Source organism: Micrococcus lacusdianchii, assembly GCF_023155805.1.
GTDB classification, from domain to species: domain Bacteria; phylum Actinomycetota; class Actinomycetes; order Actinomycetales; family Micrococcaceae; genus Micrococcus; species Micrococcus lacusdianchii.
In genome coordinates, this window is sequence record NZ_JAKNUW010000002.1 from 138,870 (window position 1) to 155,968 (window position 17,099).

Consider the following 17,099-nt stretch of genomic DNA (forward strand, 5'->3'; position numbering starts at 1 on the left):
GCGGCCCGGCAGGAGAGGACTCCCATGGCTTCCCAGACCCCCGGGGGCGGGCGCGCGGACCGCGCCGGCTCCGACGACTTCGAGTCCGGGCTGGACTACGGCGCGTTCGTGGAGGACGACGCCGACACCACCCAGGCACTGCCCCGTCAGCGCGTGGGCGGCCCCGGCGCCGGGGACCACCCGACCCTGGTGATGGACCGTGGCGGCATCGCCGCGGCCGGCGGGTCCGGTGCCGGGGCCCACGCGGCGGGGGCGAGCGAGGACATCGCGTTCACGCGGGCCACCCCGGCGGCCTCCGCCGCGCCCGCGGGAGTGCTCGGCGGCGCGGCGGCCCGCCTGCCGGTGCGCGAGAGCGCCCCGGCGGGCGGATACGCGCCGGACCGCTATCCGGGGGAGGCCGGCGTGGCCGGCTCCCGCGGCGTGGCCGAGGCGGACGGGCCCACCCCGGAGGAGCAGGCGCGCCTGCCCAAGGCGGGGCCGCGCATCGCGCAGGTGCTGCTGGCCGTGCTGGCCCCGATCATGCTCCTGCTGGGGGCCGTGCGCCTGGTGGCCAGCCCGCTCTTCCTGTGGCTCGAGTACCACCGGCCGGGGTTCCCCGAGGACGACTACGGGTTCACCACGGCGGACCGGATGCACTACGGCTCCGCCGGCCTGGACTACCTGGGCAACGCGGCGGGCTCCCGGTACCTGTCCTCGCTGACGCACGAGGGGCAGCCGCTCTTCACCGCGGCGGAGGTCTCCCACATGACGGACGTGAAGATCGTCATGCTCGCGGCCACGGCCGCCCTGGTGGTGCTCACCCTGGTGTGCGCCGCCCTGGCCTGGTACCTGCACCGCACCAGCCCGGGCGGGGTGCGCCGCGCGCTGTTCGCCGGCGCGGTCTGGCTGCTGATCGCCCTCGTGGGGCTCGGCGTGCTGGCCGCCACCGGGTGGGAGGCGTTCTTCGCCGGGTTCCACTCGCTGTTCTTCGCGGACGGCACATGGACCTTCTCCACCGCGGACTCCCTCATCCGGCTCTACCCGGGCCAGTTCTGGGTGGACGCGGCGTTCGCCGTCGCCCTGCTGACCCTGGCGGGCGCGCTCCTGACGCTCGTGCTGGGCTGGCCGAGCCGCCGCCGGCGGGAGCTGACGCAGGACCGCCGCGCCCAGCTCGAGGCCACCCGCCTGCGCTGGGTCCGGGAGGACGCCTACGGGGCGCGCTGAGCGCGCCCCGCAGGCCCCGCGGCTCAGTCGGCCAGGGGGTAGTCCGTGTAGCCGCGCGCCCCGCCCACGTAGAACGTGGCCGGGTCCGGTTCGTTGAGCTCGAGGCCCTCGCGCCAGCGGCGCACGAGGTCCGGGTTGGCGATCAGGGCCCGGCCCACCACGGCGGCGTCGGCCCGGCCGTCCTCCACGATGTGCCGGGCCTCGGCGAGGTCGGTGGGGGAGGCGAAGCCGCTGTTGAGCAGGAGCGTGCCGTCGAAGCGCTCGCGCAGCTGCGCCACGAGGTCGCCGTCGACGTCCCCGTGCAGCACGGAGAGGTAGGCCAGGTCGAGGTCGGCCAGGCCGTCCAGGATCGCCCCGTAGGTGGCGAGCACGTCCTGGCGGTCCGGCTCCAGGACCCCCTGGACGTCGTGCTCGGGGGAGATCCGCAGGGCGGTGCGCTCGGCGCCGATCTCCGCGGCCACGGCGCGCACCACCTCCACGGTCAGGCGGGCCCGGTTCTCCGGGGAGCCGCCGTAGGCGTCCGTGCGGCGGTTGCTGGAGGCCGCCGTGAACTCGTGCAGCAGGTAGCCGTTGGCGCCATGGATCTCCACGCCGTCCACGCCGACGTCCACCGCCCGGCGGGCGGCGGTGCGGAACTCCGCCACGATCCGCGGGATCTCCTCGGTTTCCAGGGCGCGCGGGACGGAGCCCTCGAGCTTGCCGGAGAAGCCGCGTACAGGCACGCCGGGGTCGATTGCGCTGGGGGCCTCCGGCTCGGCACCGCGCAGCAGGTCCGGGTGGCACATGCGCCCGCCGTGCATGACCTGCAGGAACAGGCGCCCGCCGTCGCCGTGGACCGCCTCGGCCACCCGCGCCCAGCCGGCGGCCTGCTCTGCGTCCGCGATCCCGGCCTGGCCGGGGAAGGCGCGGCACGTGAACGCCGGGAAGACGCCCTCGGTCATCACCAGGCCCGCCGAGGCACGCTGGCGGTAGTACTCCACGTGCAGGTCTGTGGGCACGCCGTCCTCGCCGGCGCGCTGCCGGGTCAGGGCGGCCATGGCCACGCGGTTGTCGAGGCGCAGGGCGCCGAGGTCCAGGGGGTCGAACAGGGAAGGCATGGGATCCCGTCGGTCGGATCGGTCGAGGTCACCTCCGTAACGGGCGGGCGGGCCGCAGATATTCCGCGGTCCGCCCGGTGCCCTGCTCCTGCGTCCGTCCGACGCCGTCCGCTCAGCGGCGCTGGTAGAGCGCGTCCACCTCGTCCGCGAAGTCCTCGATCAGCTGGCTGCGCTTGAGCTTCTGGGACTGGGTGAGGTGCCCGGACTCCTCCGTGACCACGTGGTCCAGCACGCGGATGCGGCGGATGGCCTCGGCGCGGGACACGGTCTCGTTGGCCTCGTCCACGGCCTCCTGCAGCGCGGCGAGGACCTGCGGGTCCTCGGCTGCCTCGGCCAGGGTCAGGCTGCGCTCGCGGTCCAGGGCCCAGCTGGTCAGCTCGTCCTCGTCCAGCACGATCAGGGCGCCCACGTAGGGGCGGTCGTCGCCGACCACCACGGCGTGGTCCACCAGGCGGTGGCGGCGGAGGATGTCCTCGAGCGGCGTGGGGTACACGTTCTTGCCGCCGGCGGTGACGATCACGTCCTTCTTGCGCCCCGTGATGCGCAGGTAGCCGTCCTGGTCCAGGGAGCCCAGGTCGCCCGTGCGGAAGAATTCGCCGTCGAAGCTCTCGGCGGAGGCCTCGGGGCGGCCGTGGTAGCCGCCGAACACCACGGGACCGGCGATCAGGACCTCGCCGTCCTCGGCGATCCGCACGGTGGCGCCGGCCACGGGCAGGCCCACGGTGCCGATCCGGTGCGCGCCCGGGATGTTCACGGTGGCGGGGGCGGTGGTCTCCGTCAGGCCGTACCCCTCGACGATCGGCACGCCCATGCCGCGGAACACGTGCATGAGCTCGGGGGAGAGCGCCGAGGCGCCGGAGATGCAGTACCGGACCTGGCCGCCCAGGGCCTCGCGCACCTTGCGGTAGACCAGCCGGTCGAACAGCGCCCGACGCGCGGTGAGCGCCACGGAGGGGCCGGGCCCCTCCCCGTGCTCCCGGGCCTGCACGGCCTCGGACCACTCGACGGCCGTGGCCCGGGCGGCCCGGTAGATGCGGCCGGTGCCGGCCTTCTCGGCCTTGGCGGCAATCCCGGACTCGACCTTCTCGAACACGCGCGGCACGGCCAGCAGCCACGTGGGGCGGAAGGAGCCCAGGTCCTTGAGCAGGGTGGCGGTGGAGGGGGCGTGCGCCACCTGGAGGCGGCCGTAGAGGCAGATCACCTGCACCGCGTGAGCCAGCACGTGCGCCAGGGGCAGGAAGATCAGGGTGCGGGAGGGCTCCGCGTGGCCGTGGCCCACCACCTCGGCGGCGAACGTCAGGACGTTGATGCACGCGCCGACGAAGTTCCCATGGGTGATGATCGCGCCCTTGGGCTGACCGGTGGTGCCGGAGGTGTAGACGATCGAGGCGGGGTCGGCGAGGGTGGCGGCGGCCCGGGCGGCCTCCAGCTCCTCGTCCGGGACGTCCCGCCCCTCGCGGACCAGCTCGTCGAGGCCCTCGGGGGTCATGGGGAAGGTGTCCACCGTGCACGAGGCCAGCGCCGCCGCCTCGCGGGTGCGCGCGTCCAGGGCGGGGGTGCCGACGCCGGCCAGCACCGCGCCCGAGTCCCCGAGGATGTGCGCCACCTGGTGGGCGGAGGAGGTCTCGTAGATGGGCACGGACACCGCGCCGGCGAACCACACGGCCTGATCCAGGACCGCCCACTCGTAGCTGGTGGCCGCGAACAGGGCCACCCGGTCCCCGCGGTCCACGCCACGGGCCATCAGCCCCTTGGCCACGGCGCGCACCTGGTCCAGGAACGCGTCGAACCGGACGTCCAGCCAGGCGCCGGCTCCGTTGCGCAGCGCGTACACGGGGGCATCGGGGGCCTCGGCCGCGGAGGCGAGGATGAGGTCGGTGACGTTGGTCTCGGCCGGGGGCATGCCGACGGCGTCCGTGGACGCCTCGGTGGTGGGGGTCTCTTGGTGCACGGGGTCGAGCCTAGCGACCCCGGCGGGTGGGGTGCGGCATCTGCGTCAGATCCAGCTGTGGAACCACATCCGCAGGCTCCACCAGGAGGAGGGGATCTGCTCGCCGAGCCACACGGGCAGGAAGAACAGGGAGACGCCTGTGGCGACGGCGAGATAGGCGGCCACGAGCACGCCGCCCCGCCGCGGGCCGGGCCGGTGCCCGCGGCGCAGCAGCAGGGAGAGGGCCAGCACGATCATCAGGATCAGGAACGGCTCGTAGGCCACCGTGTAGAAGAAGAACATCGTGCGCTCGGGCCAGCGGAACCACACGACCTGGCCGGCCACGTAGGCGGCCAGCAGGGCGCCGGCGCGCCAGTCCCGGTGGCGCACCAGCACCGCCAGGCACACGAGCACCGCGATCAGGCCCGTCCACCAGAGGAAGGGGTTGGCGATGTCCGTGATGGCCGCGGAGCACGCCTGGGCGGCGTCCGTGGGGCAGCCGTTCTCCCCGGGCTCGCCGCCCTCGTAGTAGTAGCTCACGGGCCGGCCCATGAAGGGCCACGTCCAGGGGCTGGAGCCGTACTCGTGGGGGCTGGTGAGCCCCTCGTGGAAGCGGAAGGACTCCTGGTGGTAGTGGACCAGTGAGCGCAGCGGTCCGGGGATCAGGGCCTCGAGCGGGCCCTCGGGCGGGTTGTCCGCGTGCCACTGCCGGTAGTAGCCGTCCTCGGAGCGGAACCAGCCGGTCCATGAGGCCAGCCACACGGCCGTGCCGGTGCCCACCACCGCCACGAAGGCGGGCAGGCCGTCCTTCACGACGCCGGCGCGGAGCCAGTCCCGGATGCCCGCGGTGCGGCGGGCCTCCATGTCCCACAGCACGGTGAGCAGCCCGAACACGGCCATGAAGGCCAGGCCGGAGAGCTTCACGGCGCAGGCCGCGCCCAGCAGGGCGCCCGCCACGATCCGCCAGGGCCGCCACCCCAGCCACGGGCCGGAGGCGAGGGGGTCGGCGGAGCGGGTGCCGGCGTCGTGCGCGGAGACCTGCGTGGCCAGGCGCCGGGCCAGTACCCGCCGGCCGTGGTCCCGGTCCAGCAGGAGCGCTCCGAACGCGGCCAGGACGAACACGGACAGGAAGATGTCCAGCAGGCCGATCCGGGACATCACCAGGTGGTGGCCCTCCACGGCCAGCAGCAGACCGGCCAGGGCGCCGAGCGCCACGGAGCGGAACATCCGCTGCGCCACGAGCGTCACCAGGAGGACGGACACGGTGCCCGCCACCGCCGCGCTGAACCGCCAGCCCAGGCCGTTGTCCGGGCCGAACGCCAGCATGCCCAGTCCGATCAGCCACTTGCCCAGCGGCGGGTGGACCACATAGGCCGCCTCGTCCAGGGGCTGCGCCTCGCCGCGGGCGAAGGCGGCGTCCACGTCCTCGTCCCAGCGGCGCTCGTAGCCGGAGAGCAGCAGGGAGTAGGCGTCCTTGGGGTAGTAGGTCTCGTCGAAGATCAGCCGGTCCGGGAAGGACAGGTTGGTGAACCGCATGACGGCGGCCAGCACCGTGATCAGCAACGGCACCAGCCAGTGCGCGTGCGTGCGGACCGTGCGCTCCACGCCCAGTCGGGCACGCAGGGCGGCCTCGCCGAAGGGGTGCGCGGTCTCGGCCGCGGTCACGTCCCGGACGTCCGGGGAGGGGCGGGTGACGAGGGCGGAGGCGGACACGCGCCCATGCTACGGGCCGGGGCGGTGGGTCTCTTCAGGCGCCGAGTGGCAGTCGACTCCGCACTCCGGCGGGCAAGCGGTCGGCCACTGCGAGGATGCGCTCCTTGTGGGGGCGCAGCCGGTACTTCACCGCGCTCATGGCATCGGTGCGGATCTCTCGACGGCGACGCGCGGCTCCGGCGAGCGGGCTGCGGGTGCGCACGTGGTACTTGTCCAGCAGCGCCTCGGGGACCAGCTCCTGGCCGACGCCGAACCGGTCCGCGAATCGGGCCACGCCGAGCTCCTTGTCCGGGTAGCCCGTGAAGTGCATGACGAACGCGTCCGAGAGGTTGTGCTCGTAGTAGTGCCCTCGCGAGTTCAGCTCGTGGTGCCCGACGATCCGCACGAGGTCCTCATGGCCGCCGGTGCGGATGGCCCACCACATCTGGTCCTGGTCGCCGTTCGTGAACAGGCCGTCGCGGTCCTCATCCCACCAGGCGCGCACCGTGGCGAGGTCAGCCGTGGCCATGGCCTCCACCAACGCCCGCCCGACGCCCGAGTTGTGGATGAGCATGACGCCCGTGTTGATGCGGGACCAAAACCCGTTGGGCTCCAGGGGCCCCTCGGCAATGACCAGGTCCTGCCCGTCCTTCTCGGCCGCTGCCACCAGATCCGTGATGTTGCTGGCTTCGAAGTCCGTGAAGTAGGCGTCGTCGTCCATCCACACCAGCCACTCGTAGTGGGGGAGGAGGCGGCGGATGATGGAGACTTTGTAGTCGAACTTGGTGGCGATGTGCGGGTCGATCCCCGTCTCCACGCGGTAGTCCAGGCCGTGCTCGCGGGCGTAGATCGCATGGTTGACGTAGAAGCGGAGGCGGATCTCGTCACCGCCGGAGACGATGCCGATGCGAGGGACGGTGGTCATGGGGCGATCCTTCCACACGGTTGATTGAGACGTTCGGACTAGGGTCGGCCCATGAGCTTCACGGAGAAGGAGAAGGGTGCTGTTGGTCGTGAGGGATGCATCGTCCTGGCCGCCACGCCCATCGGCAACCTCGGCGACGCCACCGCGCGGCTGAGGGAGCTGCTGGCCACCGCGGACGTGATCGCCGCGGAGGACACCCGCACCACCCGCCGGCTCTGCCAGGCGCTCGGGGTGGTCCCGACCGGGCGCATGATGGCGCACCACGAGCACAATGAGGCCGCCTCCGCGCAGGGCCTGCTGGACCAGGTGCGGGCCGGCGCCACCGTGGTGATGGTCTCCGACGCCGGCATGCCCGCCGTCTCCGACCCCGGCCATCGCCTGGTGGCCGCGGCTGTGGAGGCCGGCCTGCCCGTCACGTGCGCGCCGGGCGCCAGCGCCGTGACCACCGCGCTCGCCCTGTCCGGACTCCCCACAGCCCGCTTCGCCTTCGACGGGTTCCTGCCCCGCAAGGACGGCGAGCGTCGCCGCCGCCTCGAGGAGATCCGCACCGAGGCGCGCACGGTGGTCTACTTCGAGTCCCCGCAGCGCACGGCGGCCGCGATCGCGGCCGTGGCCGAGGTGCTGGGCGAGGGGCGCCCGGCCTGCGTGGCCCGGGAGCTGACCAAGCTGCACGAGGAGGTCGTCCGTGGCACGGCCGGTGAGCTCGCCGCGTGGGCCGCCGAGCGGGAGGCGGGGGAGGGGATCCGCGGCGAGGTGGTCCTCCTGGTGGGTCCGGCCCGCGCGGAGGACGTCGTCCCGACGTCGGACGCGGACGTGGTGGCGGAGGTCGCCGCGCTCACGGAGTCCGGCACCCGGCTGAAGGAGGCGGTGGCGACGGTAGCCGCTGCGCACGGGCTGCGCAGCCGGGAGCTGTACCAGACCGTGCTCGACGCGCGGCGGGGGTGACACCCATCCCGCGGGCCGGACTGGCCGCTGACGTCGCCCATGCAAAGCAACCGCCTGCAACCGAAGGCTGCAGGCGGCGCGGCAAGTGGATAAGAAGCTGTATCTGCTCTCTCTATGCAGACATCCTGGGTGTGGACTGAAAAGTCCGGCCCAGTGCGGCCGAGGTGGAGGCTGACAAGCCAGTCCAAGGCCGTCCTCTGAGTGTACTACGCAGGTGCAGCAGGTGGGGAGAGGGGGCCCCGTCCTTGCGGCACGACTGCTCCTCGCAGCTCTCGGAGGGAGACCTCGTGAGACGTCTGGATCGAGAGATTGGGCTGCCTCACGTCGTCCAGCGTGGCGAGCCCGAAGGCGGCGGCCACATGCTTGGCCAATTGCCCCTTGGGGTTCTGCTTGGCGTTGAAGGCGGCGAGGCCACCGTCCGCGACCGTCTTCCGGTAGAAGAAGACGGCTGACGCGAGGAGGTCGGCGACCTGCAGGGGCGGGCAGGTCTGGGAGTCGAGACTCACACCCGTCAAGAAGCGCTTGTTCCCGAACCGCCCGTTCAGCTGATTGATGAGAGTTCCTCCGTAGTCGACCCCGGCAGGAACAGAGATGCCATCCGTCAGGACTGTGGCCAGCTCTCGGCGAGTCACCATCCCCCTCAGCAGACGGTCCGCGGCGAAGAGGTGGCCGCGCCACGTCTCGGAGCCCTCCCACGGGTCGAAATGACTCTTGTCCAGGACGAACACGCCGAACTCGCACCCTATGTCGACGGCCGCGGTCATCACATCGCGGAACACCACCACGTTGTTCTTGGTGGCACCGGCAAACTTGATCTCCTTCAGGTTGTTCCGGTGGTGCCGGTCCAAGACCTCGAGGATCTTCCTGCTGAGCTGATCCGGCCGATCCGTCTTGACTGCGGCGGTCACGAAGTGGGTGCCCAGGCTTCCCTTGGATCCCGCCTCGTCGACGAAGTAGACGGTGCCGCGCACGTCTGGCGGGAGAGTGATGTTCCTTCCCATGTGACCCTTCCACGAGTTCTGTGGGGTCCAGCGTAGGCCTCATGGCCACAGTCATTCGGTGGCTCGGCGAGGCTCGTTCACGAGGGCGGGCCCACTCGAGACCGCAGGCCCGCCCCTCGCTAGGATCCGGATCAGGTCCGGCGTCCACCCGCGCCGGAATACGGCGCCGCTGCGCCCCGTTCCTTGTTCATGGAGGGCGGCGTCGGAGCCGCCCCTCGCTCCACCGATTCGAAAGAGGTGCCCCATGACCGTGACCGACGAGCGCGAGAAGGCCCTGCTGGACTCCGTCCCCACCGGCCTGCTGATCGACGGCGAGTGGCGTGACGCCTCCTCGGGGAAGACCTTCGACGTGAAGGACCCGGCCACCGGCAAGGTCCTGGCGAGCCTCCAGGACGCGAACTCGGACGACGCGATGGCCGCGTTCGATGCGGCGTGCGCCGCGCAGGCGGACTGGGCCCGCACCCCCGCCAAGGAGCGCGCGGACATCCTGCGCCGCGCCTACGACATAATCAACGAGCGCGCCGAGGACTTCGCCCTGCTCATGACCCTCGAGATGGGCAAGCCCCTGGCCGAGGCCTGCGGCGAGGTCGCCTACGGCAACGGCTTCCTGCGCTGGTTCTCCGAGGAGGCCGTGCGCCACTACGGCCGCACGCTGATCATGCCCGAGGGTGCGCTGCGCATGCAGGTGCACCACAAGCCGGTGGGCCCCTGCCTGCTGATCACCCCCTGGAACTTCCCGCTGGCGATGGCCACCCGCAAGGTGGGCCCCGCCGTCGCCGCCGGCTGCACCATGGTGCTGAAGGCCGCGAAGCTCACCCCGCTGACCACGCAGCTCTTCGCGCAGGTCATGCAGGAGGCGGGCCTGCCGAAGGGTGTGCTGAACGTGGTGGCCGGCTCCTCCGCCTCGGCCATCTCCGGGCCGATCATGCAGGACACCCGGCTGCGCAAGGTCTCCTTCACGGGCTCCACCCCGGTGGGCGTGAAGCTCATGAAGGATGCCGCGGACAACGTCCTGCGCACCTCCATGGAGCTCGGCGGCAACGCCCCGCTGATCGTGTTCGAGGACGCGGACCTGGACAAGGCCGTGGAGGGCGCGTTCGCGGCCAAGCTGCGCAACATGGGCGAAGCCTGCACCGCAGCGAACCGCTTCCTGGTGCACGAGTCCGTGGTGGACGAGTTCACGCAGAAGTTCGTGGCCAAGCTGGAGGCCCTCAAGCCGCTGCGCGGCACGGACCCGGAGTCCACCCTCGGCCCGATCGTGGATGAGGGCGCCCGCGACGACATCCACGAGCTGGTCACCCGTGCCGTGGAGGCCGGCGGCGAGATCCTCACCGGCGGCGAGAAGATCGAGGGCGAGGGCTACTTCTACGCCCCCACCGCCCTGAAGGTGCAGAAGGGCAACCCGATCCTGCAGGAGGAGATCTTCGGTCCCGTGGCACCGATCGTCACCTTCTCCACGGAGCAGGAGGCCATCGAGATGGCCAACGACACCGTGTACGGCCTCGCCTCCTACGTGTTCACCGAGGACGCCGCCCGCATGTACCGCGTGGCCGAGCAGATCGACTTCGGCATCATGGGCGCCAACGTGGGCGTGGTCTCCAACCCGGCCGCGCCGTTCGGCGGCGTCAAGCAGTCCGGTCTGGGCCGCGAGGGCGGCGCCGAGGGCATCGAGGAGTACACCACGGTGCAGTACGTCGGCATCCCCGACCCCTTCGCCGGGCAGAAGGCCTGATCCCGCCGGGCGGCTCAGTGCCCGGTCCCGACGACGCCGGTCCCGTCACCTTGCGAGGCGACGGGGCCGGCGTCGTCCGTAGAGTGGGGGCCATGCCCGATCACGCGCCGACCCCCGATCCGTCCGTGCCCGAGGACTACCGGACCCCTCACGCACCCTCCGTCGCCAAGGACGGCGGTCCCCGGCGGGACACCCGCGAGGAGAAGACCGGGAAGAAGCGTCGCTTGGAGTACCCGCCGGCGCCCGAACCGCTGCCTGTGCCCGTGATGGACAACCACACGCACCTGGACTTCCGGGACGGGCTGGTCCACGTGGACGTGCACCAGGCCATGGACGCCGCCGAGGCTGTGGGCGTGGTGGGAGCGGTGCAGGTGGCATGCGATGTGGAGTCCGCCCGCTTCACCGTCCAGGCGATCGAGGCCGAGCCGCGCCTGCTCGGGGCCATCGCCCTGCACCCCAACGACGCCGCCCGCCTCACCGCCCGCGGGGAGTTCGAGGAGGCGTTCGCGGTGATCGAGGAGCTTGCCGCGCACCCTCGGGTGAGAGCGGTGGGAGAGACCGGGCTGGACTACTTCCGCACCCGTGAGGAGGAGGGCCATGCCGCGCAGCAGGAGTCCTTCCGGCGCCACATCCGCCTGGCCCGCGCGCTGGGCAAGGCGCTGCAGATACACGACCGGGACGCCCACGAGGACGTGGTCCGCATCCTCCTGGAGGAGAAGGCGGCAGGCGGCCTGCCCCCGCACGTGGTGTTCCACTGCTTCTCCGGCGGCCCCGACCTGGCCCGCACCTGCGCCGAGCACGGGTGGCATGCCTCCTTCGCCGGGCCGGTGACCTTCAAGGCCAACGACGGGCTCCGGGAAGCCCTCCGGCTGCTGCCGCAGGAGCTGATCCTGGTGGAGACGGACGCGCCGTTCCTCACGCCCCACCCGCACCGAGGCCGACCCAACGCGCCGTACCTCATCCCGCTCACCCTGCGCGCCATGGCGGAGGCCCGAGGGGAGGACGTGGCGGATCTGGCCGGTGCCGTCGCTGCGAGCACCCGCACGGTGTACGGGGAGTTCTGACGCCGGTCCTCGGAGCGGACCCCGCCCGTAGCGTGTCCGACCCGCCGGTAGACTCCCCGGCATGGTCCCGCCCCCCGACGCCGCCGCCACCGCGCCCCTGTTGAGCGCCGCCGACGTGCGCCGCCTCGCGGCCGAGCTGGACCTGCGCCCCACCAAGCAGTGGGGCCAGAACTTCGTGATCGACCCCAACACCATCCGCCGGATCGTGGCGGCCGCCGAGCTGGGGCCGGAGGAGCACGTCCTGGAGATCGGTCCCGGTCTGGGCTCGCTGACGCTGGGGCTGCTGGACGCCGCAGCCGCCGTCACGGCCGTGGAGATCGACCCGGTCACGGCCGCCCGTCTGCCCCGCACGGCGCAGGAGTTCCGGCCTGAGCGCGCCGCGGATCTGGCGGTCCTCCATGCGGACGCCCTCGCCCTGTCTGAAGAGCAGATCGACGGTGTCCGCCCGGCCGCGGCCGCCACCGGCCCCACCGCGCTGGTGGCCAATCTGCCCTACAACGTGGCCGTGCCCGTCCTGCTCCACGCCCTCGCGGAGCTGCCGGGCCTGCGCCACGGCCTGGTCATGGTGCAGGAGGAGGTCGCGGACCGGCTGGCCGCCCCACCCGGGTCCCGCACCTACGGGGTGCCCTCGGCGAAGGCCGCCTGGTACGCGGACGTCCGGAAGGCCGGCGTGATCGGCACCCAGGTGTTCTGGCCCGCCCCGCGCATCCACTCCGGCCTGGTGGCGTTCAGCCGCCGCGAACCTCCGCTGGGCTCGGTGGCACGGGCGGACGTGTTCGCCGCCGTGGACGCGGCCTTCGCCCAGCGGCGCAAGACGCTGCGCGCCGCCCTGGCCACGTGGGCGGGCTCACCCGCGCTCGCGGAGGAAGCGCTCGTGGCCGCAGGCGTGGACCCGAAGGCCCGGGGGGAGTCCCTGGACATCGCCGCGTTCGCGCGGATCGCGGCCCACCGCCCCGACGCAGACCGGCGGCAGGGGGCCTGCCCATGACCACGCCCGCCTCCGTGTCCGTCCGGCACGTGACCGCCACCGCCCCCGGCAAGGTCAACCTCTCCCTCCGGGTGGGGCCGCCGCGCCCGGACGGCTACCACCCGGTGGCCAGCGTGTACCTGGCCGTGAGCCTCCGGGAGACCGTCACCGCCACGGCCCGCCCGGACGGCCGGATCACCGTGTGCCCCAGCGCCCGCCAGGTCAGCCTGGTGGACACCGCGGACGTCCCGTGGGACGAGCGGAACATCGCCCACCGTGCGGCCGTGCACCTCCGCGCCCACCTGGGCCTGGACCCGGAGACCCACGGCGTGGACCTCGAGGTGGCCAAGCAGGTCCCCGTGGCCGGCGGCATGGGCGGCGGATCGGCGGACGCGGCCGCCGCCCTGATGGCCTGCGCCGCCCTGTGGGACACCGGCCTCACGCGTGCCCGCCTCGCGGAGATCGCCGAGCCCCTCGGGGCGGACGTGCCGTTCGCCGTGCTCGGCGGCGCCGCCGTCGGGCTCGGCACAGGCGCCCAGCTCACCCCCGTGGCGGCCCGCCGGCCGGTCCACCTGGTCCTCCTGCCCGCCGACGCCGGCCTCTCCACCCCCGTGGTGTTCCGCACCCTGGACGAGCTGCGGGCCGCCGGCCGCGCCCCCGACGGCCAGGAGATCCCCGCGGTGGACGAGGACGTGGTCCGCGCCCTCACCCGGGCGGATCCGCTGGCCCTGGCCACCGCCATGGAGAACGACCTCCAGGCCCCCGCGGTCGCGCTGTTCCCCGAGCTCTCCGACGTCATGGACGTGGCCATGGACGAGGGCGCGCTGCGCGCCATGGTCTCCGGCTCCGGCCCCACCCTGCTCCTGGCCGCCCACAGCGAGCAGGACGCCCTGCGGCTGGCCACGGCGGTGGAAGAGCGCACCGGCGTGGCGGCCCTGCCCGTGCACGGTCCCGTGCCCGGTGCCCACGTCCTCTGATCCGCCGGTCCCACCACGCCCCCGCCCTCCGCTCCTCCCGCTCGCCCCGCCCGTCTCGAAAGGCCCCTCCTCATGGCCCACCTGCTCGGCGCCGAGAACATCGGCATCTCCTTCGGCACCCGGACCGTCCTGGAGGGGCTGTCCCTCGGCGTGGACGAGGGGGATCGGATCGGCCTGGTGGGCCGGAACGGGGACGGCAAGTCCACCCTCATGCGCATCCTCGCCGGTCTGCAGGAGCCGGACACCGGCCGGGTGACCCGCCGCGGCGGCGTGCGGGTGGGCGTGCTGGACCAGCGGGACGTGCTGGACCCGGAGGACACGGTGCGCCGTGCCGTGGTGGGGGACGTGGACGACCACGTCTGGGCCTCGGATCCGAGGATCCGGGACGTGCTGGGCGGCCTGCTCTCCGGCATGGACCTCGAGCAGGAGGTCTCCGGCCTCTCCGGAGGCCAGCGCCGCCGCGTGGCGCTGGCCCGCCTCCTGGCGGGCGACGACGACGTCCTGTTCCTCGACGAGCCCACCAACCACCTGGACGTGGAGGGCGTGGCGTGGCTGGCGCGCCACCTGCAGCAGCGCTGGCGGCCCACGGACGGCGGCCTCGTGGTGGTCACGCACGACCGCTGGTTCCTCGACGCGGTCTGCACCCGCACGTGGGAGGTGCACGACGCCACCGTGGACCCGTTCGACGGCGGCTACGCGGCCTGGATCCTGGCCCGCGCCGAGCGCGCCCGCCAGGCGCAGGTCATGGAGCAGAAGCGCCAGCAGCTCATGAAGAAGGAGCTGGCCTGGCTGCGCCGCGGCGCCCCGGCCCGCACCTCGAAGCCGAAGTTCCGGATCGAGGCGGCCAACGCGATCATCGCGGACGTCCCCGAGCCGCGCGACACCGTCGCCCTGGCCAAGACCGCCACGGCCCGCCTGGGCAAGGACGTGATCGACCTCGAGGACGTGAGCCTCGCCCTGGGGGACAGGCAGATCCTCGACGACGTCACCCTGCGCCTGGCCCCGGGCGAGCGCCTCGGCGTGGTGGGCGTCAACGGCGCGGGGAAGTCCACGCTGCTGCGCCTGCTGGACGGCCGGCTCACCCCGGACTCGGGCCGCATGAAGCGCGGCAAGACGGTGGTCTCCGCCACCCTCACGCAGGACGTGAAGGAGATCGACGACGTCGCCCACCTGCGCGTGGCCGAGGTCATGGCACGGGAGGGCTCCGCGTTCCAGGTGGGGGACCGGGAGATGTCCCCGGGGCAGCTGCTGGAGATGCTCGGGTTCGGGACCTCCCGGCAGTGGACCCAGGTGTCCGAGCTCTCCGGCGGTGAGCGCCGGCGCCTCCAGCTGCTGCGGCTGCTGGTGGGGGAGCCCAACGTCCTCATGCTGGACGAGCCCACCAACGACCTGGACACGGACACCCTCGCGGCGGTCGAGGACGTCCTGGACGGCTGGCCGGGCACCCTGATCGTCGTCTCCCACGACCGCTACCTGCTCGAGCGCGTCACGGACCACCAGGTGGCCCTGCTCGGGGACGGGAAGGTCCGGGGCCTGCCCGGCGGCGTGGAGCAGTACCTCGAGCTGCGCGCCGCCATGGACGCCGGCACCGGCGCGGCCCCGCGGCCGCCGCGCGGCCGCAACGATGTGGAGGGCACCTGCCGGGGCATGGGCGGCGGGGTCGAGGACGCCCCGGAGGTGTCCGAGGCGGAGCGCCGGCAGGCCCGGAAGGACATGGCGCGCCTGGAGCGTCAGATGGAGCGTCTGCGGGAACGCCGTGAGGGTCTCGAGACCCGCATGGCCGAGCTGGGCCAGGCGCAGCGGTTCGACGATCTGGGCCGGGTCAACGCCGAGCTGGCGGAGGTGGACGCCGAGCTGGAGGGTCTCGAGGAGGAGTGGCTCGCGGCCGCCGAGATCGACGCATGACCGGCGGCCCGACCCGGGATGGGACCCCGCACCCCGGGAGCGGAAGCGGTGAGGGACACGTAATGTGGACATCACATGGGCGCGGAGGGGACCGCCCAGGACCATGAGGAGTGAGATGACCCAGGACGTCACCACGAACCCGACCCGGCGGCACCGCCGAGGGTCGTCCGTGCGCGCCCGCATCCTGGGCCGCCCGTGGGAGCAGGGACTGCCCCGGCTCGTCCTGCTGACGGACGTGCTCGCGGTGCTGCTGGCCACGTTCCTCTCCGCCGAGCTGCGGTTCGGCGGCTTCTCGATCGCCCAGATCCCCGGCCTGGAGTTCGTGGACTACGGCCTGATCAGCGTGGTGCTCAGCGCCGCGTGGGTGATCGCCCTCGGGGTGGACGGCTCCCGGGACATCCGCATCCTCGGGGTGGGGTCGGAGGAGTACAAGCGGGTCCTGCGGGGCACGCTCTACCTGTTCGGCTTCGTGGCCATCCTGTCCTACGCGGTCGCCTTCGAGGTGGCGCGCGGCTACATCGGGCTGGCGCTCCCGCTCGGCGTGGTGCTGATCGTGCTGGGGCGGTTCCTGGTGCGCGGCTGGGTGGCCCGCCGCCGGCACCGCGGGGACTTCCGCCGCCGGCTGCTGCTCGTGGGCGGCCCGAAGGCCGTGAAGTACATCCACGAGTCCCTCGAGTCGGAGGCGGGCGCCGGCTACGAGCCCGTGGCCGCCGTGCTGCCGGGCTACCGGCCCCGCGAGGAGGGCTGGCTCTCCGTGCCCGTCGCCACGGACGTGGAGACCGTCCAGGAGCTCGCCGCCCACGTGGACCGCATGGACATCGAGGCCGTGGTGATCACCTCCGGGCACCCCTTTGTCCCGGAGGAGGTCCGGCGCCTCGGCTGGGACCTGCAGGAGCGGGGGGTCTCGCTGATCATGGCTCCGGCGCTGGTGGACGTGGCAGGCCCCCGTCTGCACACGCAGCCCCTGGCCGGTCTGCCGCTGCTACACCTGTCCACCCCTCGCCTGTCCCGGTCCAAGGCGTTCCTCAAGCGCAGCTTCGACCTCGTCTCCGCCGGGATCGGGATCGTGCTGATCTCCCCGCTGCTGCTGGCCGTGGCGGTCGCCGTGAAGACCACCAGCCCCGGGCCCGTCCTGTTCAAGCAGGAGCGCATCGGCCTGCACGGCGAGCCCTTCACCATGCTCAAGTTCCGCTCCATGGTGGTGGATGCGGAGGAGATCAAGGCCCAGCTCGTCTCGGATCGCGGGGAGGACGACGTCCTGTTCAAGATGAAGGACGACCCCCGCGTGACGAAGGTGGGCTCCTTCATCCGCCGCACGAGCATCGACGAGCTGCCCCAGCTCGTCAACGTGCTGCGCGGGGACATGTCCCTGGTGGGCCCGCGTCCGCACCTGCCCCACGAGGTGGCCCAGTACGGCGAGTACGTGCACCGCCGGTTCCTGGTCCAGCCCGGCATCACGGGGCTGTGGCAGGTCTCCGGGCGGTCGGACCTCTCCTGGGAGGACGCCGTGCGCCTGGACCTGTACTACGTGGAGAACTGGTCCCTCCTGGGGGACCTCGTGATCCTCGGCCGCACCGTGAAGGCCGTGGCCGCCTCGGACGGCGCCTACTGACGGTCTCGGCCGTGTGGGAGGATGGACCGTCGCCGAGCCCGCGCCCGGG

At 72.9% G+C, this 17,099-nt stretch carries 13 protein-coding genes; 8 read left to right on the plus strand and 5 right to left on the minus strand.

What is annotated here, in order from left to right; translation table 11 throughout:
• Window positions 1–24: 24 nt before the first annotated feature.
• Window positions 25–1,203: a TIGR01906 family membrane protein gene (locus MA879_RS02015; protein ID WP_248122935.1), complete on the plus strand. Its 1,179-nt coding sequence runs from the start codon at window positions 25–27 to the stop codon at window positions 1,201–1,203.
• A 23-nt stretch (window positions 1,204–1,226) separates the two neighbouring features.
• Here MA879_RS02015 and MA879_RS02020 read toward each other — a convergent pair whose 3' ends face one another.
• The 4 genes from MA879_RS02020 to MA879_RS02035 form a co-directional block, all read right to left on the minus strand.
• On the minus strand, window positions 1,227–2,300 hold the full coding sequence (locus tag MA879_RS02020; protein ID WP_248122944.1) for an alkene reductase: 1,074 nt from the start codon (window positions 2,298–2,300) through the stop codon (window positions 1,227–1,229).
• A 112-nt stretch (window positions 2,301–2,412) separates the two neighbouring features.
• Window positions 2,413–4,203: an AMP-dependent synthetase/ligase gene (locus MA879_RS02025; RefSeq protein ID WP_282447511.1), complete on the minus strand. Its 1,791-nt coding sequence runs from the start codon at window positions 4,201–4,203 to the stop codon at window positions 2,413–2,415.
• A gap of 93 nt (window positions 4,204–4,296) precedes the next feature.
• Window positions 4,297–5,943 (minus strand): dolichyl-phosphate-mannose--protein mannosyltransferase, encoded by a 1,647-nt coding sequence (locus tag MA879_RS02030; protein ID WP_248122953.1) that lies wholly within the window; start codon window positions 5,941–5,943, stop codon window positions 4,297–4,299.
• A gap of 34 nt (window positions 5,944–5,977) precedes the next feature.
• Window positions 5,978–6,847, minus strand: a complete 870-nt coding sequence (locus tag MA879_RS02035) for a glycosyltransferase family protein (RefSeq protein WP_248122954.1) — start codon at window positions 6,845–6,847, stop codon at window positions 5,978–5,980.
• Between the two features lie 51 nt (window positions 6,848–6,898).
• On the opposite strand from MA879_RS02035, the gene rsmI reads away from it, so the two are divergent.
• Entirely contained in the window at window positions 6,899–7,792 is an 894-nt protein-coding gene (gene rsmI / locus MA879_RS02040; protein ID WP_248122956.1) for a 16S rRNA (cytidine(1402)-2'-O)-methyltransferase, read from the plus strand.
• Between the two features lie 206 nt (window positions 7,793–7,998).
• Here the strand turns inward: rsmI and MA879_RS02045 are convergent, their stop codons facing one another.
• Entirely contained in the window at window positions 7,999–8,793 is a 795-nt protein-coding gene (locus MA879_RS02045; RefSeq protein WP_248122958.1) for a DUF3800 domain-containing protein, read from the minus strand.
• 244 nt (window positions 8,794–9,037) lie between these two features.
• Between MA879_RS02045 and MA879_RS02050 the strand changes: the two genes are divergently transcribed.
• The 6 genes from MA879_RS02050 (at window position 9,038) to MA879_RS02075 (ending at window position 17,050) form a co-directional block, all read left to right on the plus strand.
• Window positions 9,038–10,525 (plus strand): NAD-dependent succinate-semialdehyde dehydrogenase, encoded by a 1,488-nt coding sequence (locus MA879_RS02050; RefSeq protein WP_248122960.1) that lies wholly within the window; start codon window positions 9,038–9,040, stop codon window positions 10,523–10,525.
• Between the two features lie 92 nt (window positions 10,526–10,617).
• The gene (locus tag MA879_RS02055; protein ID WP_248122962.1) at window positions 10,618–11,589 is read left to right on the plus strand and encodes a TatD family hydrolase; all 972 of its coding nucleotides are present in this window, start codon (window positions 10,618–10,620) and stop codon (window positions 11,587–11,589) included.
• A gap of 61 nt (window positions 11,590–11,650) precedes the next feature.
• Window positions 11,651–12,577 (plus strand): 16S rRNA (adenine(1518)-N(6)/adenine(1519)-N(6))-dimethyltransferase RsmA, encoded by a 927-nt coding sequence (gene rsmA / locus MA879_RS02060; RefSeq protein WP_248122965.1) that lies wholly within the window; start codon window positions 11,651–11,653, stop codon window positions 12,575–12,577.
• Window positions 12,574–13,533 (plus strand): 4-(cytidine 5'-diphospho)-2-C-methyl-D-erythritol kinase, encoded by a 960-nt coding sequence (locus MA879_RS02065; RefSeq protein ID WP_248122974.1) that lies wholly within the window; start codon window positions 12,574–12,576, stop codon window positions 13,531–13,533. Before rsmA ends, MA879_RS02065 begins: the two co-directional genes overlap by 4 nt.
• Before the next feature lie 72 nt (window positions 13,534–13,605).
• The gene (locus MA879_RS02070) at window positions 13,606–15,438 is read left to right on the plus strand and encodes an ABC-F family ATP-binding cassette domain-containing protein (RefSeq protein ID WP_248122976.1); all 1,833 of its coding nucleotides are present in this window, start codon (window positions 13,606–13,608) and stop codon (window positions 15,436–15,438) included.
• A 115-nt stretch (window positions 15,439–15,553) separates the two neighbouring features.
• Window positions 15,554–17,050 (plus strand): sugar transferase, encoded by a 1,497-nt coding sequence (locus tag MA879_RS02075; protein WP_248122978.1) that lies wholly within the window; start codon window positions 15,554–15,556, stop codon window positions 17,048–17,050.
• Window positions 17,051–17,099: the final 49 nt, after the last annotated feature.